25 protein-coding genes and 1 riboswitch are annotated in these 25,891 nt (G+C 63.4%); of the genes, 20 read left to right on the top strand and 5 right to left on the bottom strand.

What is annotated here, in order from left to right; translation table 11 throughout:
* The first annotated feature begins 85 nt into the window (after positions 1-85).
* The 8 genes from AC5E6W_RS04085 (at position 86) to AC5E6W_RS04050 (ending at position 9,006) form a co-directional block, all read left to right on the top strand.
* Complete coding sequence (locus tag AC5E6W_RS04085) at positions 86-1,096, top strand: NAD(P)-dependent alcohol dehydrogenase (protein WP_491750987.1); 1,011 nt, start codon at positions 86-88, stop codon at positions 1,094-1,096.
* Positions 1,097-1,185: 89 nt separating this feature from the next.
* Positions 1,186-2,442 (top strand): peptidase associated/transthyretin-like domain-containing protein, encoded by a 1,257-nt coding sequence (locus AC5E6W_RS04080; RefSeq protein WP_491750986.1) that lies wholly within the window; start codon positions 1,186-1,188, stop codon positions 2,440-2,442.
* 39 nt (positions 2,443-2,481) lie between these two features.
* Positions 2,482-3,813, top strand: coding sequence for an FtsX-like permease family protein (locus AC5E6W_RS04075; protein WP_491750985.1), 1,332 nt, complete (start codon positions 2,482-2,484; stop codon positions 3,811-3,813).
* Positions 3,814-3,893: 80 nt separating this feature from the next.
* Positions 3,894-4,367, top strand: coding sequence for a carboxymuconolactone decarboxylase family protein (locus AC5E6W_RS04070; RefSeq protein ID WP_491750984.1), 474 nt, complete (start codon positions 3,894-3,896; stop codon positions 4,365-4,367).
* Between the two features lie 59 nt (positions 4,368-4,426).
* Positions 4,427-4,657: a hypothetical protein gene (locus AC5E6W_RS04065; RefSeq protein ID WP_491750983.1), complete on the top strand. Its 231-nt coding sequence runs from the start codon at positions 4,427-4,429 to the stop codon at positions 4,655-4,657.
* Complete coding sequence (locus AC5E6W_RS04060; protein WP_491750982.1) at positions 4,578-5,339, top strand: ABC transporter ATP-binding protein; 762 nt, start codon at positions 4,578-4,580, stop codon at positions 5,337-5,339. Before AC5E6W_RS04065 ends, AC5E6W_RS04060 begins: the two co-directional genes overlap by 80 nt.
* Before the next feature lie 350 nt (positions 5,340-5,689).
* Positions 5,690-8,167 carry an ATP-dependent Clp protease ATP-binding subunit gene (locus tag AC5E6W_RS04055; protein WP_491750981.1) on the top strand — a complete coding sequence of 826 codons (2,478 nt, stop codon included), beginning with the start codon at positions 5,690-5,692 and terminating at the stop codon, positions 8,165-8,167.
* A gap of 368 nt (positions 8,168-8,535) precedes the next feature.
* The gene (locus AC5E6W_RS04050) at positions 8,536-9,006 is read left to right on the top strand and encodes a cupin domain-containing protein (protein WP_491750980.1); all 471 of its coding nucleotides are present in this window, start codon (positions 8,536-8,538) and stop codon (positions 9,004-9,006) included.
* A gap of 137 nt (positions 9,007-9,143) precedes the next feature.
* Here the strand turns inward: AC5E6W_RS04050 and AC5E6W_RS04045 are convergent, their stop codons facing one another.
* Entirely contained in the window at positions 9,144-9,449 is a 306-nt protein-coding gene (locus AC5E6W_RS04045; protein WP_491750979.1) for a YtxH domain-containing protein, read from the bottom strand.
* Positions 9,450-9,537: 88 nt separating this feature from the next.
* The gene (locus tag AC5E6W_RS04040; protein ID WP_491750978.1) at positions 9,538-10,335 is read right to left on the bottom strand and encodes a uracil-DNA glycosylase; all 798 of its coding nucleotides are present in this window, start codon (positions 10,333-10,335) and stop codon (positions 9,538-9,540) included.
* Positions 10,336-10,451: 116 nt separating this feature from the next.
* On the opposite strand from AC5E6W_RS04040, the gene AC5E6W_RS04035 reads away from it, so the two are divergent.
* The 5 genes from AC5E6W_RS04035 (at position 10,452) to lon (ending at position 18,833) form a co-directional block, all read left to right on the top strand.
* Positions 10,452-11,774: a hypothetical protein gene (locus AC5E6W_RS04035; protein WP_491750977.1), complete on the top strand. Its 1,323-nt coding sequence runs from the start codon at positions 10,452-10,454 to the stop codon at positions 11,772-11,774.
* A 309-nt stretch (positions 11,775-12,083) separates the two neighbouring features.
* Complete coding sequence (tig, locus tag AC5E6W_RS04030; RefSeq protein ID WP_491750976.1) at positions 12,084-13,526, top strand: trigger factor; 1,443 nt, start codon at positions 12,084-12,086, stop codon at positions 13,524-13,526.
* A gap of 247 nt (positions 13,527-13,773) precedes the next feature.
* Positions 13,774-14,391: an ATP-dependent Clp endopeptidase proteolytic subunit ClpP gene (clpP, locus tag AC5E6W_RS04025; protein WP_491751013.1), complete on the top strand. Its 618-nt coding sequence runs from the start codon at positions 13,774-13,776 to the stop codon at positions 14,389-14,391.
* A gap of 447 nt (positions 14,392-14,838) precedes the next feature.
* A complete protein-coding gene (gene clpX / locus AC5E6W_RS04020) occupies positions 14,839-16,119 on the top strand; it encodes an ATP-dependent Clp protease ATP-binding subunit ClpX (RefSeq protein WP_491750975.1) in 1,281 nt (426 codons plus the stop codon).
* Positions 16,120-16,406: 287 nt separating this feature from the next.
* Positions 16,407-18,833, top strand: a complete 2,427-nt coding sequence (gene lon / locus AC5E6W_RS04015; RefSeq protein ID WP_491750974.1) for an endopeptidase La — start codon at positions 16,407-16,409, stop codon at positions 18,831-18,833.
* Between the two features lie 86 nt (positions 18,834-18,919).
* Here lon and AC5E6W_RS04010 read toward each other — a convergent pair whose 3' ends face one another.
* Positions 18,920-19,072, bottom strand: a complete 153-nt coding sequence (locus AC5E6W_RS04010) for a lmo0937 family membrane protein (protein ID WP_491750973.1) — start codon at positions 19,070-19,072, stop codon at positions 18,920-18,922.
* 227 nt (positions 19,073-19,299) lie between these two features.
* On the opposite strand from AC5E6W_RS04010, the gene AC5E6W_RS04005 reads away from it, so the two are divergent.
* Positions 19,300-19,452 carry a DUF3309 domain-containing protein gene (locus AC5E6W_RS04005; protein ID WP_491750972.1) on the top strand — a complete coding sequence of 51 codons (153 nt, stop codon included), beginning with the start codon at positions 19,300-19,302 and terminating at the stop codon, positions 19,450-19,452.
* A 201-nt stretch (positions 19,453-19,653) separates the two neighbouring features.
* Entirely contained in the window at positions 19,654-20,853 is a 1,200-nt protein-coding gene (locus AC5E6W_RS04000) for a pyridoxal phosphate-dependent aminotransferase (protein ID WP_491750971.1), read from the top strand.
* A 128-nt stretch (positions 20,854-20,981) separates the two neighbouring features.
* Here AC5E6W_RS04000 and AC5E6W_RS03995 read toward each other — a convergent pair whose 3' ends face one another.
* Together AC5E6W_RS03995 and thrC are read right to left on the bottom strand one after the other, a co-directional pair.
* Positions 20,982-21,275, bottom strand: a complete 294-nt coding sequence (locus AC5E6W_RS03995) for a MoaD/ThiS family protein (protein WP_491750970.1) — start codon at positions 21,273-21,275, stop codon at positions 20,982-20,984.
* Positions 21,272-22,573 carry a threonine synthase gene (gene thrC, locus AC5E6W_RS03990; protein WP_491750969.1) on the bottom strand — a complete coding sequence of 434 codons (1,302 nt, stop codon included), beginning with the start codon at positions 22,571-22,573 and terminating at the stop codon, positions 21,272-21,274. Before thrC ends, AC5E6W_RS03995 begins: the two co-directional genes overlap by 4 nt.
* A gap of 129 nt (positions 22,574-22,702) precedes the next feature.
* Positions 22,703-22,808, bottom strand: a riboswitch (SAM riboswitch).
* 152 nt (positions 22,809-22,960) lie between these two features.
* On the opposite strand from thrC, the gene AC5E6W_RS03985 reads away from it, so the two are divergent.
* The 5 genes from AC5E6W_RS03985 to AC5E6W_RS03965 all read left to right on the top strand — a co-directional run bounded on the left by AC5E6W_RS03985 (position 22,961) and on the right by AC5E6W_RS03965 (position 25,788).
* The gene (locus AC5E6W_RS03985; protein WP_491750968.1) at positions 22,961-23,692 is read left to right on the top strand and encodes an ATP-binding cassette domain-containing protein; all 732 of its coding nucleotides are present in this window, start codon (positions 22,961-22,963) and stop codon (positions 23,690-23,692) included.
* Entirely contained in the window at positions 23,689-24,195 is a 507-nt protein-coding gene (ybaK, locus tag AC5E6W_RS03980; RefSeq protein WP_491750967.1) for a Cys-tRNA(Pro) deacylase, read from the top strand. Before AC5E6W_RS03985 ends, ybaK begins: the two co-directional genes overlap by 4 nt.
* Positions 24,192-24,872 (top strand): heme exporter protein CcmB, encoded by a 681-nt coding sequence (locus AC5E6W_RS03975; RefSeq protein WP_491750966.1) that lies wholly within the window; start codon positions 24,192-24,194, stop codon positions 24,870-24,872. Before ybaK ends, AC5E6W_RS03975 begins: the two co-directional genes overlap by 4 nt.
* Positions 24,873-24,934: 62 nt before the next feature.
* Positions 24,935-25,669, top strand: a complete 735-nt coding sequence (gene ccsA / locus AC5E6W_RS03970) for a cytochrome c biogenesis protein CcsA (protein WP_491750965.1) — start codon at positions 24,935-24,937, stop codon at positions 25,667-25,669.
* A complete protein-coding gene (locus tag AC5E6W_RS03965) occupies positions 25,666-25,788 on the top strand; it encodes a hypothetical protein (protein WP_491750964.1) in 123 nt (40 codons plus the stop codon). The genes ccsA and AC5E6W_RS03965 overlap by 4 nt, the downstream gene beginning before the upstream one ends.
* Positions 25,789-25,891: the final 103 nt, after the last annotated feature.

The raw sequence follows: 25,891 nt of genomic DNA, 5'->3' as shown, positions 1-25,891 counted from the left end.
CCCGAAGAAGAAATCTTCTGGTGTACTCTCATTTCACCGCGCCGCTGTCCCGTCCTTGAGCCGCTGCGCGAGGGGGCCTTCCTTCGTGACGTCAGAGATTCATGGCCTTGCCGTTCACGCCGCCGGGGCGCAGCTGCTGCCCTTCAAGTACACCGTCGACGACCTCGCGCCCCGCGACGTGGAGATCAAGATCTCCCACTGCGGCGTCTGCCACTCCGACATCCACCTCATCAATAACGATTGGCAGATCTCCAAATACCCCTTCATCCCTGGACATGAGATCGTCGGCACGGTCACAGCCGTAGGTAGCGACGTCACGTCTCTCCAGCCCGGCCAGCGCGTCGCCGTCGGCTGGCAGGCCGGCTCCTGCGGCGAGTGCGAGTGGTGCCGCCAGGGTCAGGAGCAGCTCTGCCCCAAGGCCCAGCCCACCTGCGTCGGCCGCAATGGTGGCTACGCCGCCTCCGTCCGCGTGCAGGCGAAGTTCGCCATCCCCATTCCCGAAGCCCTGCCCAGCGAGGGCGTCGCCCCGCTCATGTGCGCCGGCATCACCGTCTACTCGCCGCTCAAGAACTTCAACGCCCGCCCCTCGAGCCGTGTCGGCGTCATCGGCATCGGCGGTCTTGGCCACCTCGGCCTGCAGTTCGCGAAGGTCTTCGGCTGCGACGTCACCGCCTTCTCCGCATCCAGGGAAAAGGAAGCCGAGGCCCTCGCGCTAGGCGCGCACCACTTCGTCCACACCCGCGACAGCAAGGGCCTCAAGAAGCTGGAGAGCTCCTTCGACCTCATCCTCTCCACCGTCAACGCCGACCAGGACTTCCAGTCCTACATCAACGCGCTCCGCCCCCGCGGCACGCTGGTGCTTCTCGGCGGCCCGCCTTCTCCAATCCAGATCTCCGCCTCCAGCCTGCTAGGCAAAGACCGCGGCCTCGCCGGAAGCAACACCGGCAGCCCCCACGACCTCGCCGAGATGCTCGACGTAGCCGCGCGCCACAACATCACCGCCATGACCCAGAAGTTCGCCATGAAAGACGCCAACAAGGCCATCGAAGCCGTCAAGAAGAACAAGGTCCGCTACCGCGCCGTCCTAACCAACTAGGCCCCGCTCACAGCGGCCCTGCCTCTACGTCGAATGCGCATCACCTCTGCCGCACCGCTGTCCCAACTCTCGTTCCAGGAGCCGGAATCATGCGTTCTGCCGCCGCCGTTCTGCTCGCCGTTTCGATGTGCGCCGCTTCGTCTTCTGCCAGCTCTGCCGAGGCGCAGGCCTCGGCCGCTCACTCCGCCGCTCCCGAGGACTACGGCACGGTCTCAGGCCACATCACCTGTTCCGACACGCAGCGGCCCGCCCGGGTCGCCAGCGTCAGGCTCGTCCCCGTGGTTCCCACCGCGCTCACAGAAGGACAAGCAAGAGACTTCGCCGACACCTTCGCGCAGGGCGAGCAGGTGCCTCCCGTCGAAACCGACATGAGCGGTAGCTACACGCTGCACAACGTCGCGCCCGGCGACTATTACCTGCGCGTCGACTACTCCGGGTACATCACGCCCCTGACTTCCTACTCTCGGGCTCAGCTCAGCAAGCCATCGCCCGACGTGCAACAGCGGATGCAGCGTGAGCTGCAGGAGGTCCGCGTGGCAGCGCATGCCACCACGCAGGCCGATGCCGTGCTCCAACGCGGGGCCGCCGTCGCTGGCACCGTCCTGTACGACGACGGCTCGCCCGCCATCGGCCTCCATGTCGGACTGCTTCTGGCCGATGAGAAGGGAGAGTACAAGAAGGAGTTCCAGAGCGGCTTCTACACTCCTCCAACCGATGATCAGGGACGCTTTCGCATCGACGCCCTGCCGCCAGGCAAGTACATCGTCGTCGCCAATCTCTCCTTGAACGACCACACCAGCACAACGATGCCCTCGCCCGACGGCAAAGGATCCATCCAGATGTCGATGACTCGCACCTGGTTCTCGCTGCCCATCTACTCCGGCAGCGTCCTGCGCAAACGCGAGGCCATCATCATCGACGCCAACGCCGGGCAGGAGATCACCGACGCCAACCTCACCGTACCGCTCAGCAAACTCCACCCCGTCACTGGTTCGCTCCTCGCCCCCGATGGCCACACCGTGAATTCGGGACACGTGAAGCTGCTGCATCAGGACGACCGCGAGGAGCTCGCCTCCGTCGACGTACGCCCCGACGACCAGCAGTTCCACTTCCCCTACGTCCCCGAAGACACCTACGCTCTCACCGTCAATGGCGCGAAAGATATCCGCCAGGTCGAGGTCCAGAACGCAAAGGGCGTCACCCCGGCCTTTCACCTCGAGGATAAGACCCTGCAAACCTACGGCGACGCCGAGCAGACATTGAAGATCGAGACCGACACCATGGGCGTGCTAGTGCAGGTCCCGGCAAAGAAGGCCGCCCCCGCAGGCGACGGCACGACGAACTAGAATCGCCACGTTCGAAACCGCAAGTATGCTGGAACCTGCATGCGCTTTGAGCTCTTTATCGCGGCGCGCTACCTTCGCGCGCGTCGCCGCCAGGCAGTTGTCGGACTCATCACCGTGATCTCGGTCATCGGTGTGGCCGCGGGCGTCGCCTCGCTGATCATCGCGCTCGCCATCACCAACGGCATGCGCCGCGACCTCCAGGACCGCCTCGTCGGCTCCACCGCCCACGTCCTCCTGATGAAGACCGCCGGCGACGGCATCGAGAACTGGCGTCCTCTGCTCGACCGTCTCTCCCACGAGCCCCACGTCGTAGCCGCCGCTCCCGGCCTCTACGGCCAGGTCCTCATCTCCAGAGGTCCACGCTCCGGCGGAGCCCTCATCAAAGGCATCCTCCCAGACGACGAGCTCAAGATCGGCAATCTCCTCCAGTCCACGAAGCAAGGCTCCTATACCGAACTCGAACCGCAAAGCTCGTCCTCATGCGTTCCTACGCCCGGTGCAGCGATCGTCGATTGTCCGAAGACGCCTTCTGGACCCTTGGCCCTTGGCCCTGGACCCTTGGCCCTCGGCCCCTCGCTCTCAAAGCCCATCGTCATCGGCCAGGACCTAGCCACCACCCTCGGCGCAGAAGTCGGCGACTCCCTCCTCGTCACCTCCCCGCAAGGCGAGCTCACGCCCCTCGGCCTCATCCCCCGCTACGAGCACTTCCGCGTCGCCGGCATCTTCAACTCCGGCTTCTACCAGTACGACTCCAGCTACGCCTTCATGCGCATGGCCGACGCCCAGCACCTCTTCTCCGAGCCCGACGTCATCAGCGTCATCTCCTTCCGCCTCGACGACCTCTACCAGGCCGCCGAAGTGGGCCACGCCCTCGAGCAAGCCGCCGGCCCCGGCTTCCAGGCCACCAACTGGATGGAGCAGAACCGCGAGCTCTTCCGCGCCCTCAAGCTGGAGCAGGTCGTCACCTTCATCGTGCTCGCTCTCATCGTCGTCGTCGCCGCGCTCAACATCCTCATCGCCCTCACCATGATGGTCATGGAAAAAACCCGCGACATCGCCGTCATGATGAGCTTCGGCGTCGACGCCTCGCAGATCCGCCGCATCTTCCTCGCCCAAGGCCTGCTCATCTCGTCGATCGGCACCACGCTCGGCCTTGTCGTCGGCTACGCCGCATCCCTCGTCGGCTCCCACTACCGCTTCATCCAGCTCGACGCCAGCGTCTACTCCATCGACTACCTTCCCTTCGCCCCCCGCATCGTTGACGCCCTCATGGTCGCCGCCCTCTCGCTCATCACCGCACTCCTCGCCACCCTCTATCCCTCGCACTCCGCAGCGAGCATCCTCCCCGCCGAGGCCCTGCGCTACGAATAGCGCGCGCAGACACTCGCAACTGACAACTCACAACTGATAACTCGATCAAACATTCTTTCTCTCGCTGAACCGAAAGCCCCATGCGTCGTCCCTACACCAAACTCGCCCCCGAGGCCTACGCCAAGCTCTCCGAGCTAGGCCACTACCTCAACACCGGCACCGCTCTCGAGCCCGTCCTGCTCGAGCTCATCTTCCTGCGAGCCTCCACGCTCAACGGCTGCCACTTCTGCATCGGAGCCCACACCGCCGCGCTCAAGGAACACAACGAGCCCGACACGCGCATCAACGCCATCAAGAGCATGGATACCGTCGCCGACTGGCAGACCGCCGACGCCTTCACCCCACGCGAGCGCGCCGCCCTCGCCTGGACGGATGTCCTCACCAACCTGCAGCCCGCCGGTGCAAGCGATGCCGACTTCGCCGCCGTCTCCGAGTTCTTCCGCGACAAAGACCTCGCCGACCTCACCTTCGCCATCGCCGAGATCAACGCCTGGAACCGCCTCGGCATCGCCTTCGGGGCCGAGTGGAAGCCCCCGGCACTGAAGGTCGGGTAGCATTGTCATACCGATCGCGGCCATCTATCATCGGGCTACGATCGGGCTGAGGGGGAAAAATGGGCGCCATCGACGATACTCGGAAGGTCCTGCAGGATTTTCTCGCTCCCGAATTGCGCGAGATCAAGGCCCGGCTTGACGCTTTGGAGAAACAGATTGAGGGTGTGGACCGCCGCGCGGAACACCGCCATGAAACGGTGATGACGGCCCTTGGGCGAATCGTGGACTACACCGAGGTTCGCGAGCGCCTCGCACGTCTGGAAGCCGCCAAGGAATCCGTCCATCAATAGCGCCATCCTCCGCGCCGACTCTCTGGAGAAGACCTACCCTCCGCTCACCTCCGGAGCGCCCGGCCTCACACTCTTCCGCAATCTCTCGCTCGAGGTCGCCGCCGGCGAGATGGTAGCCATCGTCGGCCAGTCCGGTGCCGGCAAAAGCACCCTCCTGCACCTCATGGCCGCGCTCGACCGCCCCACCACCGGCAAGGTCTTCGTCAGCGAGACCGAGGTGACGGCCCTTTCCCCACGCCAACAGTCGGCCTTCCGCAATCGCCAGATCGGCTACGTCTGGCAGTTCCACTATCTTCTGCCCGAGTTCACCGCCGCCGAGAACGCCGCCATGCCGCTGCTCGCTCGCAACATCTCCCGCAGCGGAGCCCTCCCGCAAGCCGAGAGCTGGCTGGCCCGCGTCGGCCTCGCCGGCCGCGGCCATCATCGCGCCGGAGAGCTCTCCGGCGGCGAGCAGCAGCGCGTCTCCATCGCCCGCGCCCTCATCACCCAGCCCCGCCTCCTGCTGGCCGACGAGCCCACCGGCGATCTCGACGGAACCACCTCCGCCCAGGTCTTCGAGCTCCTCCAGGAGCTCCACCGCGAGCAGGGCCTCGCCAGCCTCATCGTCACGCACAACCTTGACTTCGCCGCGCGTTGCGATCGGGTATTGCGGCTCAAATCCGGACGACTCGAGCCAGCCTGACCCCTGAAAGAGCTACACCCGGCCTGCTTTGGTTCCACATTGGGTCACCGGCCCTATCTCAATAGACCCATTAGCTCAACACCTGGCGGTTTGCAACCGATTTCCCACAGCGGCGTCCAATCATCTGATGTCGGAAGCCCCGCAGCCGCTACGCTTTTGGTGCAGCTGCGGATACACTAGGGCCAACTCTCTGGACGCCAGAACAATCGATCGCTTCCGGTGGTCCAGGTCCCTCACTCCGCGGACAGACGATCGCCCGCGGCAGGCCACGGCAACCGTCATCGCAGACCGCGCCCTCGCAGTAGTAGCATCATCGCTCCATGCGCGGGGCTCCGGTCCGAAGGGGGAGTATGTTCGAACGCTATACAGAAAAGGCGCGGCGGGTCATCTTCTTCGCCCGCTACGAGGCGAGTCAGTTCGGCTCGCCCTACATTGAAACCGAACATCTCCTGCTGGGTCTTCTCCGTGAAGACAAGGCCCTCACCAATCGCTTTCTCCGCTCCCACGCGTCCGTCGAATCCATCCGCAAGCAGATCGAGCAGCACACCACGGTCCGCGAGAAGGTCTCCACCTCAGTCGACCTCCCGCTCTCCAACGAGTGCAAGCGCGTTCTCGCCTACGCGGCCGAAGAAGCCGAGCGTCTCTCCCACAAGCACATCGGTACGGAGCATCTCCTGCTCGGCCTGCTCCGCGAAGAGAAGTGCTTCGCCGCGGAGATCCTGACCGAGCGCGGTCTGCGCCTCGCCACCATTCGCGAGGAGCTGCAGCGCACCACCCAGGAAAAGCCCGCCGCACCCGCACAGGGTGGCAAGCAGCGCGGCAACCAGCAGGAGCAGTCCATGCTGGCGGAGTTCTCGCGCGATCTCACCCAGGCCGCATCCGACGGGCAGCTCGATCCCCTCGTCGGCCGCGACTTCGAGGTCGAACGCGTCATCCAGATCCTCTGCCGCCGCACCAAAAACAACCCCGTCCTCATCGGCGAACCCGGTGTCGGCAAGACAGCTATCGTCGAAGGCCTCGCGCAGAAGATCGCCGACGGCGAAGTCCCTTCGTTCCTCGCCGACAAGCGCGTCCTCTCGCTAGACCTCTCGCTGATCGTCGCCGGAACCAAGTACCGCGGCCAGTTCGAAGAGCGCCTGAAGACCATCATGAAGGAGCTCATGGAGAATCAAAACTCCATCGTCTTCATCGATGAGCTTCACACCCTCGTCGGCGCTGGCTCGGCCGAAGGCTCGCTCGACGCCGCCAACATCCTCAAGCCGGCCCTCAGCCGTGGTGAGATCCAGTGCATCGGAGCCACCACCCCGGCCGAGTACCGCAAGTCCATTGAGAAGGACCGCTCGCTCGAGCGCCGCTTCCAGGCCGTCAAGGTCCCGCCACCCAACGAAGAAGATGCCATCAAGATCATCATGGGCATCCGCGAGAAGTACGAGAAGTTCCACGCCGTCAGCTACACCGACGACGCGATCCACTTCTCCGTCTCGCACTCCAACCGCTACATCCCCGATCGCTTCCTTCCCGACAAGGCAATCGATCTCATCGACGAAGCCGGTGCCCGCGTCAAGCTGCGCCAGACCACGCTTCCCGAAGAGCTGACCGAGGTTCAGAAGCGCATCAAGTTCATCGTGCATCGCATGGAAAATGCCATCGCGAATCACGAGTTCGAGAAGGCTCGCTTCTACTCCGACGAGGAGCGCAAGGAGCGCGAAAACCTGCGCGCCCTCCGCGACAAGTACCACCTCGACGAGAGCTGCTCGGGCATCGTCACCCGCGAAGACATCGAAGATGTCGTCTCGCGCTGGACCGGCGTTCCCATCACCTCCATCAAGGAAGAAGAGACCCAGAAGCTTCTCCGCGTTGAGGAAGAGCTGCACAAGCGCGTCATCGCGCAGGACAAGGCCATCTCGGCCCTGGCCCGCGCCATCCGCCGCTCCCGTGCGGGTCTCAAGAGCCCCAATCGTCCCATTGGCAGCTTCCTCTTCCTCGGTCCCACCGGCGTCGGCAAAACCGAAGTCGCTCGCACGCTCGCGCAGTTCCTCTTCGGCAGCGAGAAAGCCCTCATTCGCTTCGACATGTCGGAGTTCATGGAGAAGCACTCCGTCTCCAAGCTCATCGGTTCGCCTCCGGGCTACGTGGGCTATGAGGAGGGCGGCCAACTCACCGAGCGCGTCAAGCGTAATCCGTACTCGGTCGTGCTGCTCGACGAGGTCGAAAAGGCTCATCCGGACGTCTTCAACCTGATGCTTCAGGTCTTCGAAGATGGCCAGCTGACCGACGGCCTCGGCAACACGGTCGACTTCAAGAACACCATCATCATCATGACCTCGAACATCGGCGCCAAGCACCTGATGAAGCGCGAGTCACTCGGCTTCCAGTCGAGCAAGGATGAGGTCGTGCTCGAGAAGATGCAGGAGATGGTGATGAGCGAGGTGAAGAAGACCTTCAACCCCGAGTTCATCAACCGCCTCGACGAAACCATCGTGTTCACCGCCCTCAGCGACAGCGACCTCATGCAGATCCTCGAGCTCCTCGTGCAATCCCTCAACACCAACCTGGTGCACAAGGCGATCACGATCAGCGTGCAGGACGACGCCAAGCGCTGGATCCTCGAGAAGACCATCGTCGACCGCAACTACGGCGCCCGTCCGCTGCGCCGCGCGCTGCAACGCTACATCGAGGACCCACTCTCGGAAGCGCTTATCGCAGGCCAGATCGCCGAGCGCCCCGCGTTCCTCGAGGTCTACCTCGACAACAACACGCTCCACTACCGCCCCGTCACCCAGGAAGGCGAAGAAAAAGCCGCCGGCCTGGCCCTCAGCGTGGTCTAGCCCTCAACGTGGTGTAACCAGTAACTCCTCTTCACGACGAAGCCCCGGCCGATGGCCGGGGCTTCGTCGTGTCTACTCCCAAATCTTCAGGCATACGTCTTTCCTCGTAGCTCACAGCTGATCTCCTCATAGCTCTACAGAACACAAACCACCGCTACCCCCACTCAGCAAAACAGCCGCCGGGTGCCCCATATCTCGAAGAGACGTGGGTTTCCAGAGAACTCGATCTAGACGGTAGGCCCCGGCAACCGACGGGTTGTCGGCTCGGGCCTTCAGGGAGGTGTCACCTCGACCGGAGCGGAGTGGAGAGACCTGCATTTCCTCGCCTCTCGTATCTCGCATCTCGTATCTTCATTTCGGAGGAACTGATGCCCGAACTCGATCGCCGCACCTTCGCCACGCTGCTCCCTGCCCTTCTCGCAGCCTTGTCTCCTGAAGCTCAAGCACAGCAGACTTCCACTCCCGCACCCGCAGCCAAGCCATCGCTGCCCACGCTCACCTCCGGCGTCTACCCTCCCGGCCCCACCACCGGCTCCGGAGGCCGCAAGGCCCACCGCTTCCTCGCCGGCATGCTCCCCGCCAGCAACATCCAGATCGAGATGCACGAGACCGAGCAGCAGCCCGGCACGCCCCACGAAGCCATCGGCACGCACCTCCACAACGAGATCTGGCTCGTCCGCGAAGGAACCTGCGATCTCATGACCAACGGTGTCACCCGCCGCATGAACGCCGGCGACGTAGGCCTCTGCTGCGCCGGCGACCAGCATTGGGTAGCCAACGCCGGCGACACCGTCTGCAAGTACTTCGTCGTCACCGTAGGACCGCCCGAGCCCCGCTGACCACCAGAAAAACAGAGGCCCGCAACTCATCACGAGTCGCGGGCCAAGTCTGCCTTCTCAGGGATTTTTTAGGTAAAACGATCGGCAGTTCCCTCTGCCAGACCTAAGCGTTTTAGGCGGGGGGCAACGCCCCAAAGCTACACCAGCTTGCTGAGGCCCTTGGCCGTCTTCGTGGCTGACTTCACCACATCTCCAGCCGAATCCAGCGCATCGTCGAACCGCCCTTTGCTGACCTCGATAAACTTCTGTGTCTCCTTGGCGAGCTTCTCCGCCTGGTCCTTCAGGTAGTCCGCCGCGTCCTCAATCGACTCGGACACATCCTCGGCTTTGCGGCGAATCTGCTTGCGCGTCGCCGCGCCCGTCTGCGGAGCATAGAGCAGCGCCGCGATCCCACCCGCGATAGCGCCAAGCCCCAGGGCAATCCAAAACTCTCGATTCTTCATCGTGCAACCCTCCATGAATGCGTTTCGCGTTGTGGAGACGAATCCCGCTCGTAATAAGATTCGACACCACGCACTTGAGTTGTGTGTCCTACGCAATTCCTGCCAGTTCCATCGCCCGCACAAACACTTTCTCGAACATCGTCCGGTTCAGCTTCCCCGTCAGCGTATTGCGCAGCGACGGATGATAGCTCCCGACCAACGTCAACCCGTTCGGCAGCTCGTACTCCGCCCCGTGGCCGAAGGTATACGCCGACCGCCGCGCAATAATCCCCGTATTCACCAGGTGCGCAAGATACCCATCCCACGCAATCTTGCCCAGGCACACCACCACCCGCACCTTCTTCAAAGCATCCACCTCCGCCGTAAGGTGCGCCGAGCAGTTCCGGATCTCCTCCGGTGTCGGCTTGTCTCCCGGCGGAGCGCACCGCACCACCGACCCGATCCACGCCTTGCGCAGCTTCAACCCGTCGTCCCGCGAGGTCGCCTTCGGCTTCGTCGCCAGCCCTAAATCATGCAGCACGGGATACATGAAATCCCCCGACCCATCGCCCGTGAACGGTCGTCCCGTGCGGTTCGCTCCATGCGCTCCCGGCGCCAGACCCAGGATGAGGATCCGCGCGTTGTGATCGCCGAATCCCGGCACCGGCCGCGCCCAGTACTCCTGATCCAGGTATGCCCGACGCTTCGTCTCGCCGATCCGTGTGCAGTACTCCCGCAGCCGGACACACCGCTCGCAGCCTGCAATGGTGGCCTGCAGCTCTGTCAGGACGTGAAGCCCCGCCTGCCCCCGGTTCCCGGCCGCTGCGGCGCGCTTTCCATTGCCCCCTCCGACCTCCGCTTGCGGTACCGTTGCCGGCTTCGCTTTGTCCTTCCGGTAACGCTCCATGCAGTGTTGATGATACCGTTGCCTTTGGGCCTTTTCTTCGAAAGTCCGCAGCGGCCCCACCGGGCGAGCCCTGCGACGCTGGAGAAGTCTCATTCAGGCCAGGAGAGCAGAAACACATGAACGGGGAAGCACCGCGTCCCGACGAGCAACACTGGGAGGCCGCTGGCCCCCGGACACGCCGGTTATCCAACTCCGGGTACGTGACACCCGGCATCATCGGGCTGGTGTGCGTCGCCCTGCTGATCGCCTCCTATGAGCGCGGCCACGGCCACTTCCACCACATCACTGACGCTGTAGTCGCTCCCACGCCGACTGTCTCGGAGTCCTTCAACGCTCCTGGCGGTCAGGACGCCATCCGCCTCACCCGGACCGCCACCACCATCGGCACGCAGCCGGAGTTCCTCTCCGCGACCCTGCTTCCCGGCCGCGGCCTGGAGGTCCTCCAGATCACCGCCTCCATCCCCGGCCACGGCGAAGTGCCACTGCTCGCAGCCCCCACCCTGGCCGACGCTCTCAATCAGTGGACCGGCACCGGTGCCGATGCGCACGGCGCTCTTGGCGCCACCACCGCCGGAGCCTTTCTCCTCCCCTGGGCCGGCCGTCTCCTCGGACACCCAGGCATTCAGCCCGGCACCGTCCAGGTCGCCTGGCAGGGACATACTCTCACCGTTCCCGCAAACGGCGAAGGCGCCGCACAATCCATTCAGGGCCTCGTCCTCGACCGCGCCGTCGAAGCCGTCAAGACCTCCGTGCTGCCTGACGGACAAGCCCTCCAGGCCACGCTCCATGGCGGCGACTTCGCCGGCGCCTGGCCCTCCACCGTCGACGTGGAATACAGCATCGAGATGACCGGCCACACGCTGGACATGACCGTGAAGGCGACCAACACCGGCTCGAAGCCCGTCCCCATGGGCATCGGCTGGAAGCCTCACCTCGCCATCCCCAGCGGCGACCGTGCCTCGGCCACGCTCACCATCCCTTCGACCACCCTCAGCGCCACCGATCCCCACACCGGCGCGCCCACCGGCAAGACTCGCACTGCCTCCGACACCGGCATGGACTTCTCCCGCGCCGCCGGCACGCCGCTCGGCGGCCGCGATATCGACGCCACCTACACCGATCTCCTGCAGGCCGGCCTCGCCGATGGCCCCATCGCGATGCTTCGCGACCCCGGCTACAACTACACCCTGCGCCTCGTCCCGCTTTCCGCATCCATCAGCCGCTTGCACGTCGAGGCGCCCTCCGGAAAGCCCTGGATCGTCATCCAGCCGGAGACCAACGGCGACGATCCCACCGGATCCCAGTGGCAGGCCCCGGACGACAGCGGCCTGGTCACCTTGGCCCCCGGCGCCAGCATGCTCTGGAAGCTGCGCCTCGAGATCTCCAACACTGTCCCTCCCGGCGGAGCCGCAGGCGGCAACACCCGGCAGACCCCCTGAGCCCCAGGCTGTCGGTGGCCGACGGTCTTCAGGCCGCAAGGAACTTTGCCCTCGTCCCTCAAGCCCTGAAGACCTCGCCCCTCGACAGCTCGTACGTTCTTGCTCTTCCCTACATCCCGCCGTCGGCCCGCAACGTTCTACACAACCACCCCCGCCCGGATTGACCCCCGCCGCGCACGCTCGTATCCTTGAACCTGGCAATGTTGTTTCCCACATGCGCCGGGCGGCGCTGAAGCGCCCATCCAGCCCGCGCCCTCTCCGAGACATATCCCTGCCGACACGAATTTCCCCCTGGAAGGCGATTGCACCTTGACCCCTGCAGATACTCACGAAGAGACCCTGACTCCTGCCTCTGAGACCTCCACACTCGCGGAGAGCCACGATCATGATCACGCTGGCCATGATCATGACCACACCGGCCACGATCACGAGCATCACCAGCACGGCCCCACGCTCAATCCCGAGCTGACCCGCTCCATCGAAGTCGAGGCCCCCGCGTCCGAAGTCGACAAAGCCTTCCGAACCGTCGTCAAGAAGTACGCGAAGATGGCGCGCATCCCCGGCTTCCGCGCCGGCAAGGTGCCCGAGTCGCTCATCAAGTCGCGCTTCGCCCGCGACGTCCGCCAGGAAGTCCTCGAGTCCCTCGTCAGCGACAAGTTCCGCCAGGCGCTCGAGGCCCAGAGCCTCCAGCCCGTCTCCCAACCCCAGGTCTCCGAACTCATCCTCTTCGAGGGCCAGCCCCTCAAGTTCACGGCCAGCTTCGAGGTCCTGCCGGAGTTCTCCGTCGACGGCTACGACAGCGTCACCATCGAGAAGCCCGACACCACCCTCACCGAGGAAGAGTTCCAGGCCGAGCTCGACAACGTCCTCGAGCACCACGCCACCGTCGAGCCCGTCGAAGAAGATCGCCCCCTCGCCGAAGGCGATTGGGCCGAGATCACCTTCACCGGCAAGATACGGGACGCCGCCCAGGTTGTTGGCGAAGACGGTCTCGAGTCCGCCACCACCGAGCAGCCCATCACCGGCGAAGACGTCGTGATCCAGGTCGGCGGCAAGAACACCCTGCCCGCCTTCACCGCCGCTCTCAACGGGGCCAAGGTCGGCCAGGAGCTCGAGTTCGAAGCCTCCTACCCCGCTGAGTTTGGCGATCCCCGTCTCGCCGGCAAGACCGTCGCCTACGACGTCACCGTCAAGGCCATCAAGAGCAAGACCTTCCCCGACCGCGACGACGAGTTCGCCAAGACCCTTGGCAACTACGAGACCTGGTCCGAGTTCGAGACCAAGCTCCGCGAGCGCGCCGCCGATCGCAAGAAGGACAATCTCGAGGCCCAGGCCCGCGACAAGATGCTCGACGACGTCATCGCCAAGTTCAACTTCCCCGTGCCCGAGACCTTCGTCCAGCAGCAGATTGACGCACGCCTCGAGCGCGGCCTCCGCGCCCTCGCCCAGCAGGGCATGAGCGCCGATGCCATGCGTCAGCTCGACTTCGGCCGCCTTCGCGAGGCCAACCGCGATCAGGCCATCAACGAGGTCAAGGCCTCGCTGATCCTCGACAAGATCGCCCAGGTCGAGAACATCGACGTCTCCGACGACGAGTTCGAGCGCGAGCTGCTCATGCTCTCCCTCCAGTCCCGCGAGCCGCTCGATCCCCTCCGCAAGCGCATGCAGGAAGATGGCTCCCTCGCCCGCATGAAGGACCAGATCCGCCGCGAAAAGGCCGGTCAGGCCCTCTACGAGAAGCTGGCTAAGTAATCTCCACCACGAACCCGGGTCCCAATGGGCCCGGGTCTTCGTTTGAACTCACAACTTGGAGTAGCAGCGGGCTTCAGCCCGCGGTACACACAGCAAAAAGTGCGGGCTTCAGCCCCGGGCTACCCGCAGAGATTCCCCCCACAATTCCACAGCACCCCGCGCCCTATCCTGAGAATCAACAACCTCGCGGCAGGCATCACGCTGGCGACTGGAAGCTGGAATACTGGGATCTGAACGTACCAAGAACCTGAACCACCAGGAAACGAGGAGAACAATGGGACTAATTCCGATGGTGCTCGAGCAGACGAGCCGGGGCGAGCGCTCCTATGACATCTACAGCCGTCTGCTGCGCGACAACATCATCTTCCTGGGAACGCCGATCGACGACAACATCGCGAACCTCATCATCGCGCAGTTGCTCTTCCTCTCCGGCGAGGACCCGGAAAAGGACATCCAGCTCTACATCAACTCCCCCGGCGGCTCCATCTCCGCCGGCCTCGCCATCTACGACACCATGAACTACATCAAGAACGATGTGGTCACGTTCTGCATCGGCCAGGCAGCCTCCATGGGCGCGTTTCTGCTCATGGCCGGCAAGAAAGGCAAGCGCTTCGCTCTGCCCAACTCGCGGATCCTCATCCATCAGCCCTCCATGGGCGGACTCCAGGGCCAGGCCACGGACATCGACATCCATGCCCGCGAGATCCTGCGCATCAGGGAATTGACGAACAAATTGATGGCGCTGAATACAGGCCAGCCGCTCGATCGCATCGAGCGCGATGTCGAACGCGACTTCATCATGACCGCGCCCCAGTCCAAGGAGTACGGCATCATCGACGACATCATCGATCGCCCCCGCAGCTAGTCGAAGCAGCAGACCTGGGTTGTCTCGACATATTCCCCACCACCAAAGATGTGTCATTTCGACCGGAGCGGGACGGTTTCATCGTCCCGCGTAGTGGAGAAACCTGCTTCCTCTCCGAAGCGATCAGCAAAAACAATGCCCGGCCATCAGGCCGGGCATTGTTTTTTGCCGGCTCCGCAGACCCGCCCAAGCCGCTGTGGATAACCCGAACCGAGTTCGCCAACCGTACCGTTTTGCTTACCCGCATGCCACTTCCGTACAGTCCCCCTTCTTGACGAAGGTGTAAACTGATCCAGTTGCGCGGCGGCAGGTGGCTTCGCCGTTAGGGCAGATTCCCTGTAAATGTCACACGAGCTTCGGCGTTTTCCCAGATGAAAACGCCACCGCACCAATGCTCGAAATGCCCACGAACAGGGAAAGTGCTCCAGAAGGAGTTTTAAACCGCATATGAAGACCTCCCGGGGCCCGGAAGAGACGCTGCGCTGCTCGTTCTGCCACAAGTCGCAGGACGCTGTGGCGAAACTCATCTCTTCCCCGTCCGACTATCCCCGCGCTTACATCTGTGACGAGTGCGTGGGCGTCTGCAACTCGATCCTCGAGGACGACAAGCAGGACCAGCCCACCACCGGAACGCCCCAGCACCTTCCCAAGCCTGCGGAAGTTCGTGCCTTCCTCGACGAGTACGTCATTGGTCAGGACATGACCAAGAAGAAACTCGCCGTCGCCGTCTATAACCACTACAAGCGCATCCAGATGAACCGGACGCGCGGCAATGACGTCGAACTGCAGAAGTCGAACATCCTGCTCGTAGGCCCCACCGGCTCGGGCAAGACCCTCCTGGCCCAGACCCTGGCCAAGATGCTCGATGTCCCCTTCGCCATCGTCGACGCCACGACCCTCACCGAAGCCGGCTATGTCGGCGAGGACGTCGAGAACATCATCCTCAAGCTCCTCCAGGCTGCCGACGGTGACGTCACCCGCGCCCAGACCGGCATCATCTACATCGACGAGATCGACAAGATCGGCCGCAAGGACGAGAACCCCTCGATCACCCGCGATGTCTCCGGCGAAGGCGTGCAGCAGGCGCTGCTCAAGCTCCTCGAAGGCACCGTCGCCAACGTCCCGCCGCAAGGCGGACGCAAGCATCCGCACCAGGAGTTCACGCTCGTCGATACGACGAACATCCTCTTCATCTGCGGTGGCGCCTTCGTCGGCCTCGAGAAGGTCATCGCCCGCCGCATCGGCAAGAAGACTCTCGGCTTCAAGACTCAGGCCAATCCCAAGGACGATATCGCCACCCCGATCCGCGCCCAGCGCGACTCGGAGCTGCTCCGCCAGGCTGAGCCCCAGGATCTCCTCAAGTACGGCCTCATTCCCGAGTTCGTCGGTCGCCTCCCGGTCCTCGGTATCCTCGATGAGCTCGACGAAGCCGCGCTGATCGACATCCTCACCCGCCCCCGCAACGCCATCCTCAAGCAGTACGCTCGGCTCTTCGACTACGAAGGCGTCAAGGTCACCTGGACCGACGAAGCCGTCCGCGCCATCGCCGGCGAAGCGCTGCTGCGCAAGGTAGGAGCCCGCGGCCTGCGCATGATCCTCGAAGAGCTCATGCTCGACCTCATGTACCACGTCCCCGGCAACAAGCGCGTCAAGGAACTCCTCATCACCGAAGAGATGGTGGCGAGCCGCGACATTACGCTTCCCGTGGTCCTGGAAAAAGCCGGTTAGCTTTCAGTTATTGACTCTTCGATCAACCATGGTTTGACTCAACAAAGCGGGACAGCTTCGGCTGTCCCTTTTGTTGTTTCAAAAGGACTTCTATTCCACATCTGCCTCAACCCACGACACTCCCATCTCGCAAAATGTGCGAGAGCCGAACACTCATTCCACCTTGGTGCGATCAACGAAAACCTTGGTAATGCTGGCGTTGAGAGCGACTGCGAAACGCGTACAATCCTCTCCAAGCCAAGCACAGCGCATCCTTCCGGTGCGATGCACGTCTAATCGGGGAGACTATGACCAACGACGATCGGCAATTACTTAACGGTGAACAGCGCAAGCTCCCCATGATGCCCATCCGCGAGATGGTGATCTTTCCGCACATGATGGCCCCCTTCGTGGTGGGCCGCGAATCGAGCGTGCGGGCTCTCGAAGAAGCGCTCAACGGCGACCGCCGGATCTTCCTCGCCACGCAGCACGACGCTTCCGTCGATGAACCCACGGCAGACGACATCTTCTCCGTCGGCACTATCGGCAACATCGTGCAAAGCGTCCGCATGCCCGACGGCAACATCAAGGTGCTCGTCGAAGGCATCGAGCGCGCCCGCGCCACCGAGATCAACGACGACGACGGCTTCTTCGTCGCCACCGTCCGCACCTCCAAGGCCGAGCTCAAGGCCAACGCCGCGACAGATCAGCTCGTCGCCCGCGTCCACCAGCTCTTCGAGCAGTACAACAAGCTCCAGCAGTCGCTCAATCAGGAGAGCGCCGCCGCCCTGCGCACCGACGAGCCTTCCAAGCTCGCCGATGTCATCGGCTCCAATCTCCCGCTCAACATCGAAGAGAAGCAGCAGCTCCTCGAAGTCTTCGATCCCGAGATGCGCCTCTCCCGCATCGCCGACACCCTCGACATCGCCATTGAGAAACTCAACATGGATCGCACCATCCAGTCGCGCGTCAAGCGCCAGATGGAGCGAGCCCAGAAGGAGTACTACCTCAACGAGAAGATCAAGGCCATCCAGAAGGAACTCGGCCGCGGCGAGAAGAGCGAGTTCGACGAGCTTCGCAAGAAGATCGAAGAAGCCGGCATGTCCAAGGACGTGCAGGAGAAGGCCATCCAGGAGCTCAAGAAGCTCGAGGCCATGCCCCCCATGTCCGCCGAGTCCACGGTGAGCCGCAACTACCTCGACTGGCTCCTCGCGGTCCCGTGGAAGAAGCGCTCCAAGGAAATCCGCTCCATCGAGAACGCCGAGACCGTCCTCAACGAGGACCACTACGGCCTCGAGAAGATCAAGGACCGCATCCTCGAGTTCCTCGCGGTGCGCCAGCTGGTGAAGAACCCCAAGGGCTCCATCCTCTGCTTCGTCGGGCCTCCCGGTGTCGGCAAGACCTCGCTCGGCATGTCGATCGCCAAGGCGACCGGCCGCAAGTTCGTGCGCCTCTCTCTCGGCGGTGTGCGCGATGAAGCTGAGATCCGCGGCCATCGCCGCACCTACATCGGTGCGCTCCCCGGCCAGATCATCCAGTCCATGAAGAAGGCCGGCACCAAGAACCCCGTCATCATGCTCGACGAGATCGACAAGATGGCCGCCGACTTCCGCGGCGATCCCGCTGCTGCCCTGCTCGAGGTCCTCGACCCAGCCCAGAACCACACCTTCCAGGACCACTACCTCGACGTCGAGTACGACCTCTCGCAGGTGCTCTTCGTCGCCACCGCGAACGTCCTCCACACCATCCCCGGCCCACTCCAGGACCGCATGGAGATCCTCCGCCTCTCCGGCTATACCGAGCTTGAGAAGATGGAGATCGCCAAGCAGTACCTCGTCAAGAAGCAGATCGAAGCCACCGGCCTCACCAACACGCAGATCACCATCAGCGAAGATGCCCTCCGCGACATCGTGCGCTACTACACGCGCGAGTCCGGCGTGCGTAACCTCGAGCGTGAGATCGGCAACGTCTGCCGCAAGGTCGCACGCAAAGTAGTCAAGGACCCCGCGCACACTGAAGCCATCACCGCCGAAACCCTCCCCGACCTCCTCGGCGTCGCAAAATATCGCGACTCGCAGGTGCAGGAGAAGAACGAAGTCGGCCTCGTCACCGGCCTCGCATGGACGGAGATGGGCGGCAGCATCCTGCAAACCGAAGTGCAGGTGCTCGACGGTAAGGGCAAGATGACGCCCACCGGCCAGCTTGGCGACGTTATGCAGGAATCCGCGCAGGCCGCGCTCACGTGGATCCGCTCACGCTCGCATCACCTCGGCCTGCCGCGCGACTTCTACCGCAACATCGACATCCACATCCACGTGCCCGAAGGAGCCATCCCCAAGGATGGACCGTCTGCCGGCATCACCATGGCCACGGCGCTAGCCTCCGCGCTCACCAAGATCCCCGTCCGTCGCGACATCGCGATGACCGGTGAGATCACGCTCCGTGGCAAGGTGCTGCCCATCGGTGGCCTCAAGGAAAAGCTGCTCGCAGCCCATCGCGCCGGCATCCGTGAAGCCATCCTTCCTGCCGACAACAAGAAGGATCTCGCCGATCTCCCCGACCTCATCAAGAACGAGATGAAGTTGAACTGGGTCGAGCAGATGGACGAGGTGCTGGAGATCGCTCTCGCGCAGCGGCTGCCCAAGCTGGAAGAAGAGGTGCCCGAGGCGCTCACCGGCGGCAAGCAGATTCCGCCGCCCGCAGCCGTCCAGCCACCCAACGTGGCGCACCAGTAACCATCACCGAAAAGACAAACAGCGAAGGCCGGGCATCATGCCCGGCCTTCGCCATTCCTGCTCAAGGTTCGCGATGGAACTTCTACTTACGCCCTCGCCCGTCCGCCACCGATGAGGTGCATCACCAGGGAGATGACCGCGCAGATGATCAGTAGGTGGATGAAGAAGCTGGTGACGTGAAGGCCGACGAAAAGTCCGAGCCAGGCGAGTGCAAGAACGATCGCAAGAATAAGAAACATGATGGTGCCCTCCTAAGGGACGTCCAGGTCATTGCCCCCGCGCGTGGGCCAGCCTGTTACGCCTCAGTGAGAGCGTTCCCGCATACCTCCGCGTTGCTTGGCAAGGTTTTTTTCTTTCTCCACATCGCGAAGCCAACAACTTACCCGCCCGCTGCATCTACCCAAACGATCGGGCAAGCGGCCATGAGTTCATCCCGCCGCCTGACGCAAGATGTCTGGAGGCTGCTATGGAACTCATCATCGTCATTGTCCTTGTCCTGTTGCTGTTCGGTTCGTTCCCTGCGTTTCCCTACTCGCGCAGCTGGGGCTATTACCCCTCCGGCGCGCTCGGAACCATCCTTCTGATCGTCGTCATTCTCTGGTTGCTGCACGTCGTCTAACGAGGCTGCAGGCACCGGCAGAAACGGCAGGTCACGGCTTCAGCCGTGACAACAAGCCGCACAATAGCCGCGGCTTTAGCCGCTGAGGAAGCCTAACAAGAGCAAAAGCGCGGCAGCTTATCAGAGTTTCCTGAGAGCTTTTTCGCGGAAGCAATCTGCTCTACCATGAAGGGACGCGCTCTCATGCGCGTCCCTTCACTTATGTCAACGACTACGGCAACTCCGGCAAGCCTGCACCTCAGCGCACTCGCTCCCACCTTCTCGCAATCCGAGATCCGCGCGATGAACGTCGCCTGCACCGCCGTCGGCGGCATCAACCTTGCCCAGGGCGTCTGCGACACCGACCCACCCACGCCCGTCGTCCAGGCCGCCATGGACGCCATCCTCACCGGCCAGAACATCTACACCCGCCTCGACGGCATCACGCCGCTCCGCGAAGCCATCGCGCAGAAGCTCGCCAGCTTCAACAAGCTCCACGTCGATCCCCACTCGCAGATCCTCGTCACCAGCGGCGCGACGGGAGCCTTCTACTGCACGCTCCAGGCCCTGCTCAATCCCGGCGACGAGCTCCTCATCTTCGAGCCCTTCTACGGCTATCATCTGCTCACCATCCGCGCGCAAGGCCTCAAGGCCAACACCGTCCCGCTCCACGCGCCCGAGTACTCGCTCGATATGGATCGCCTCGGCGCCGCGCTCACCCCACGCACTCGCGCCCTCGTGCTCAACACGCCCGCCAACCCCAGCGGCAAAGTCTTTACGCAGCCAGAGCTCGAACAGATCGCCGCCTTCGCCATCGAGCACGACCTCTTCGTCATCACCGACGAGATGTACGAGTACTTCCTCTACGACGGAGCACAGCATCTCTCCATCGCCGCGCTCCCCGGCATGGCCGAGCGGACCATCACCATCAGCGGCTTCTCCAAAACGTTCTCGGTAACCGGCTGGCGTCTCGGCTATCTCGCCGCCGACCCGCGCTGGATCCCCGCCATCGGCAACTTCCACGACCTCACCTACATCTGCGCGCCCGCACCGCTGCAGCATGGCGCCGCCGCAGGTCTGCTCCAACTCCCCCAGAGCTTCTACACCGACCTCGCGGCCGAGTACCAGGCCAAGCGCGACAAGGTCTGCGCCGCACTCACCAAAGCCGGCCTCACACCCTCAGTCCCCGACGGAGCCTATTACATCCTCGCCGACGCCACCAACGTCCCCGGCGCGAACGCCAAGCAGAAAGCCCGCACCCTGCTCGCACAGATCGGCATCGCCACCGTCGCAGGCTCAGCCTTCTTCTCGACGGACTCCCAGGGACGCAATGCAGGCGACAACCTGCTCCGCATCTGCTACGCCAAGAAAGACGAAGAACTAGCCGAAGCCTGCCAGCGCCTGGAGAGCTACCGTGCCTAGTCGCACAATGCGGGTGCCCCATATCTCGATTTTGAGATGTGGGCATCGCGCGTGTAGCGCGACCGCTCTCCTACCTATGAGCAAAGGCCGGTAAGAGTTCTCACCGGCCTTCTCGCTCGCGCGAAGCGCTACTCGCCGTCCGCGCAGGACCCGCCCGCAATGCTCGGAATCAGCATCACCTCGTCGCCATCCTCAAACGCATGCGCGTCGCCGCCCAGAAACCGGATGTCCTCATCGTTCACGTAGACATTGATGAACCGCCGCAGCTTGCCATGCTCATCCTTAACGTTCTGCGACAGCGCAGGAAACTTCGTATCGAACTCCGCCAGCAGAGCCGGCAGGTTCTTCGCCTCCGTCGTAATCGTCTTCTGACCTTCCGTATGACGGGCCAACGCCGTCGGCAACACTACCTTCACGCTCACTGCACACCTCCTGCTGCTACTAACTCGTCTTCTTCGCGCACAGTCCCAATAAGAGCCGGGTCGATCTCGCGGATGTACGTATCAAACTCAGCAAACCGCGGCTTCACCGCAATGCCTGCGTCGTAGCGGTCCACCAGCGCGTCCGTAGTCTTCAGCCCATTGCCCGTAATGCAGACAACCGTGGTCTCATCCGCGCCAATTCTGCCCTGCGCATAGAGCTTGGCCGTGACAGCCGTCGTCACACCACCCGCCGTCTCCGTGAAGATTCCTTCAGTTTCCGCCAGCTCCTGGATACCGCTCACCACCTCGACGTCCGAGACATCCTCCGCCCATCCGCCCGTCTCTGCAATCATCTTCGCGGCAAGAGGTCCATCCGCCGGATTCCCAATCGCCAGCGACCTCGCGATCGTGTTCGGCCGCTGCGGTTCTATGTAATCCCAGCCCTGCTTCACTGCATGCGAGATCGGCGAGCACCCCGTAGCCTGCGCGCCGAAGAACCGCACCGGCTTCTCCTCGACCAGCCCTAAGGCGATCAGCTCCTTGAACGCCTTGCGAATCTTCCGCACCAGCGATCCACCCGCCATCGGAACCACCACGTTGTCCGGCAGCTTCCAGCCCAGCTGCTCGGCAATCTCGTAGCCCATCGTCTTCGAGCCCTCGGCGTAGTACGGCCGCAGGTTCACATTCACGAAGCCCCAGTTGTACTCATCCGCGATCAGCGTGCACAGCCGGTTCACATGGTCATAGTTGCCATCGATCCGCACCAGCCGTGCGCCATACACCAGCGTGTTCAGGATCTTCGCCGGCTCAAGATCCGCGGGCACCAGAATGCACGCGTTCAGCCCCAACCGCGCCGACTGCGCCGCCACCGAGTTCGCCAGATTGCCAGTCGACGAGCATCCCACCGTCGTGAACCCGAACGCCTGCGCATTCGCCAGCGCCACCGCAACCACGCGGTCCTTGAAGCTCAGCGTCGGAAAACACACCGCATCGTTCTTCACATAGAGGTTGTTCGCGCCGATGCGCTTGCCCAGCTTCTTCGCCTTCAGCAGCGGCGTAAAGCCCACCGGAAGATCGGGCTCATAGCCCTCGGGGATAGGAAGTAGCTGCTTGTAGCGCCAGATGCTCGCTGGCCCGGCTGCCACGCTCTCCCGCGTAAACCGCCCGCGCACCGACTCCAGGTCGTACTGCACTTCGAGGGGCGCCAGGCAGTCCGGACAAGCCGACAGCGGCCGATTGCCATAGCTCTTGCCGCACTCACCGCAGCGAAGCTCATACACCGTACAGGAAGAACTCATTCATCCGCTCCCAAGAGTAGTGGAGCGGATCTGCCAATGACGCTTCTCTTTTCCGGAAGGGGGGAATACAGGAGGTTCGTGGCCGATCAATGAGGACAGCCGCTGAAAAAGCCAGCCCCTTGCCACCGAATCTCATGTTCCCCGATTGCTCGGGAGAGAGTTGACACCGGTACCTACAAGCTGTCCGGTTGTCGTGGCGTCAAAGGGCTCGTCCCTCAACCACTCTTCATGAAATTCGTCCCGCTTGCGCGGAAGGAATGTATCTCTTGTAACACGGCTGTTCCATGAGAGCAAACAACCCCACATCCTAATCCTTCCAGAAATCCCGAAAACGGCTGTGAGAGTCGTCACCAGCTCCCACCCGCGTGAGCTTCTATACTCCGAGACGTGCCAGAACTTCAACAACCGGGCAGCTCTCACACACTTCCAGCCGTCGAGCTGCACCGCGTCTCGAAGATCTTCGGCAACTTCGCCGCCCTGCGCGAGGTCTCGCTCGCCATCCCCGCCGGCTCCAGCGTCGTCCTCCTCGGCGAAAACGGCGCCGGCAAATCCACGCTGATGAAGATGGTCAGCGGCCTGTGGACGCCCAGCTTCGGCAAGCTCAGCGTATTCGGCCTCACCCCCGCCGACCAGCGCGGTCGCATCGCCACCATGGGCCACTCCACCATGCTCTACGACGAGCTCACCGGCATGGAAAACCTCGAGTACTTCGGCCGCCTCCACACTCCCGAAGGCGTCCCCGTCACCAAATCCGGCCTCCGCGACCGAGCCGCCGCCGCCCTCCGCGACGTCAACCTCGACCCAGCCAACACCCGCCGCGTCGGAGAGTACTCCCAGGGCATGCGCCAGCGCGCCTCGCTCGCCCGCGTCCTCCTCACCGAGCCCGACCTCCTGCTCCTCGACGAACCCTTCTCCAACCTCGACGTCCAGTCCGCCCACGCCATGATCGAACGCCTCCTGGCCTGGGTCGACGTCCCCTCCGCCGACGGCACGCCTCGCACCCTCATGCTCATCACCCACCAGGCCGAGCTCGCCAGCCCCCTCGCCCGCACCACCATCACCCTCCATGGCGGCCGGCTGGCCTCGATAGAGCATCGCAACAAGGTGGTCACCGCATGAGCAAGCATCAAGCCGCCGCTCCCAAAACCAACGCAGCCCGCATCCTCGACGGCCTCAACATCTCCTACGAGCTCCGCACCTACGACGTCGACCCCGACGACCTGACTGCCATCTCAGTCGCCAGGAAAATCGGCCTCCCACCCGAGCAGGTCTTCAAGACCCTCGTCACGGTCGCAAACGTCAAAGAACACTTCTTCGCCGTAGTTCCCGGCGACCAGGAGCTCGACCTGAAGAAACTCGCGACGGCCGCAGGCGTCCGAAAAATAGACCTCGCCCCGCTCAAGGACGTAGAGCCGCTCACCGGCTACATCCGCGGCGGCGTCACGATCCTCGCCGCAAAGAAACCCTTTCCCGCCTTCGCCGACGAGACCATCGAGTTCTTCGACACCATCTCCGTCTCCGCCGGCCTGCGTGGCGTGCAGCTCCTCATCTCCCCCGCCGACTACCTCCGCGCCACCGAGGCCACCCTCGCCGACCTCACCAAGGCAGGGGTGTCCGCATGAACTACGCCCAGTATGTGCAGGCCCACTTCGCCAAAGAACTTCGCCTCGAGTGGCGCGCCCGCGACGCCATCAACGGCATGCTCTTTTTCACGCTGCTCGTGGTCGTCGTCTTCGCCATGGCCTTCGACCCCGCCAGCTACCCCACCATCACCCGCCAGATCTCCGGCGGCCTGCTCTGGGTCGCGCTGCTCTTCGCCTCGATGAACGCGCTCAACCAGTCCTGGGCCCGGGAGCTCAAGAACTCCGTCCTCGACGCCCACCGCCTCGCCCCAGCGCCCGCCTCCGCGCTCTTCCTCGGCAAGGCCCTGGCCAACTTCCTCTTCGTCACCGCGGTCGAGCTCGTCCTCGCTCCCGTCTTCGGCGTCTTCTACAACCTGCATCCCCTCGGCCAGACCTGGATGCTCCTCGTCGTCCTCCCGCTCGGAACCTGGGCGCTGGTGGGCAACGGCACCTTCTTCGCCGCGCTCAGCCTGCGCACCCGCAATCGCGAACTCCTGCTGCCCCTGATCCTCTTTCCCATCTCCCTGCCCGCGCTCCTCGCCATGATCCAGGCCACCACCTCTATCCTCACCGGCGACAGCTCGCCCATGCTCTGGATCAAGGTCCTCTTTGCCTACAACGTCGTCTTCACCACCGCCTGCCTGCTCTTCTTCGGCATCGTCCTCCAGGGCGAATAGGCGCAAGAACTGTGAGGTTCATCACCGGCCCAACACCACCCCCGCAAGATAGAATCAAACCCGTGAAAGACAGCAGAAAAAGCTCACCGCTCCCGGGTATCTGGTTCGCTCTCACGATGCTGGTGATGGCCTACGGCTTCTATCAAGCGATGATCGCGCCCAAAGAAGCCACGATGGGCAATCTCTATCGCGTCTTCTTCTACCACTTCCCGCACACCATCCTCAGCTTCCTCTTTCCCTACATCAACTGCATCGCCTCGCTGCTCTACATCGTTTGGCGGCAGAACAAGCCCGAGCTCGCGCTCAAGGCCGACGCCTTCGCCGTCGCCGCAGCCGACGTCACCGTGCTCTACGCGACGATCGGCCTCGCGACGGGAATGCTCTGGGGACGCGCCGCCTGGGGCATCTGGTGGGCCTGGGACGCCCGCCTCACCACCTACCTCCTGCTCTGGCTGCTCTACGTCAGCTACATGCTGCTACGTAGCTTCGCGGCCGGCGGCCAGACCGCCATGGTCGCCTCCGTCCTCGGCGTCTTCGCCGCCATCGACATTCCCATCTGCTTCATGAGCATCCGCTGGTGGCGCACCCAGCACCCCGCACCCGTCTTCGGCGGCAGCGGTGACTCCGGCATCGACAAGAGCATGGTCCCTGCCATCCTCTGGAACATGGCCGCGTTTCTGATGTGGGGAATCTTCATCCTCGGCTGGCGCTACGCCCTCGAACGCCGTCGCCAGCACCAGGACACCCTCGCCACCGAAGCCATGCTGCGCGGCGACATCGGATTGGAGAACGCATGATCCCCTTCTCAACCCTCTCGGAACGCCACCTCGTCTACGCCTACCTCGTTGTCTGGATCCTCCAGTTCGGCTACGCCGGCTGGCTAGCCGTCCAATGGAAGAAGACCCCCCGCAACTAACTGGGATCTGGCAGCTGGAAAACTGGAATCTGAACTCAAAACTCCCAGGCCAAGACTCCAGGCTCAATCGGCCTTTTTCGTCGTCGTCCCAACCCATCCCACG

The organism is Bryocella sp., from assembly GCF_058498515.1.
The sequence above is the reverse complement of the archived record's forward strand: the minus strand, read 5'-3'. Positions and strand labels throughout refer to the sequence as shown.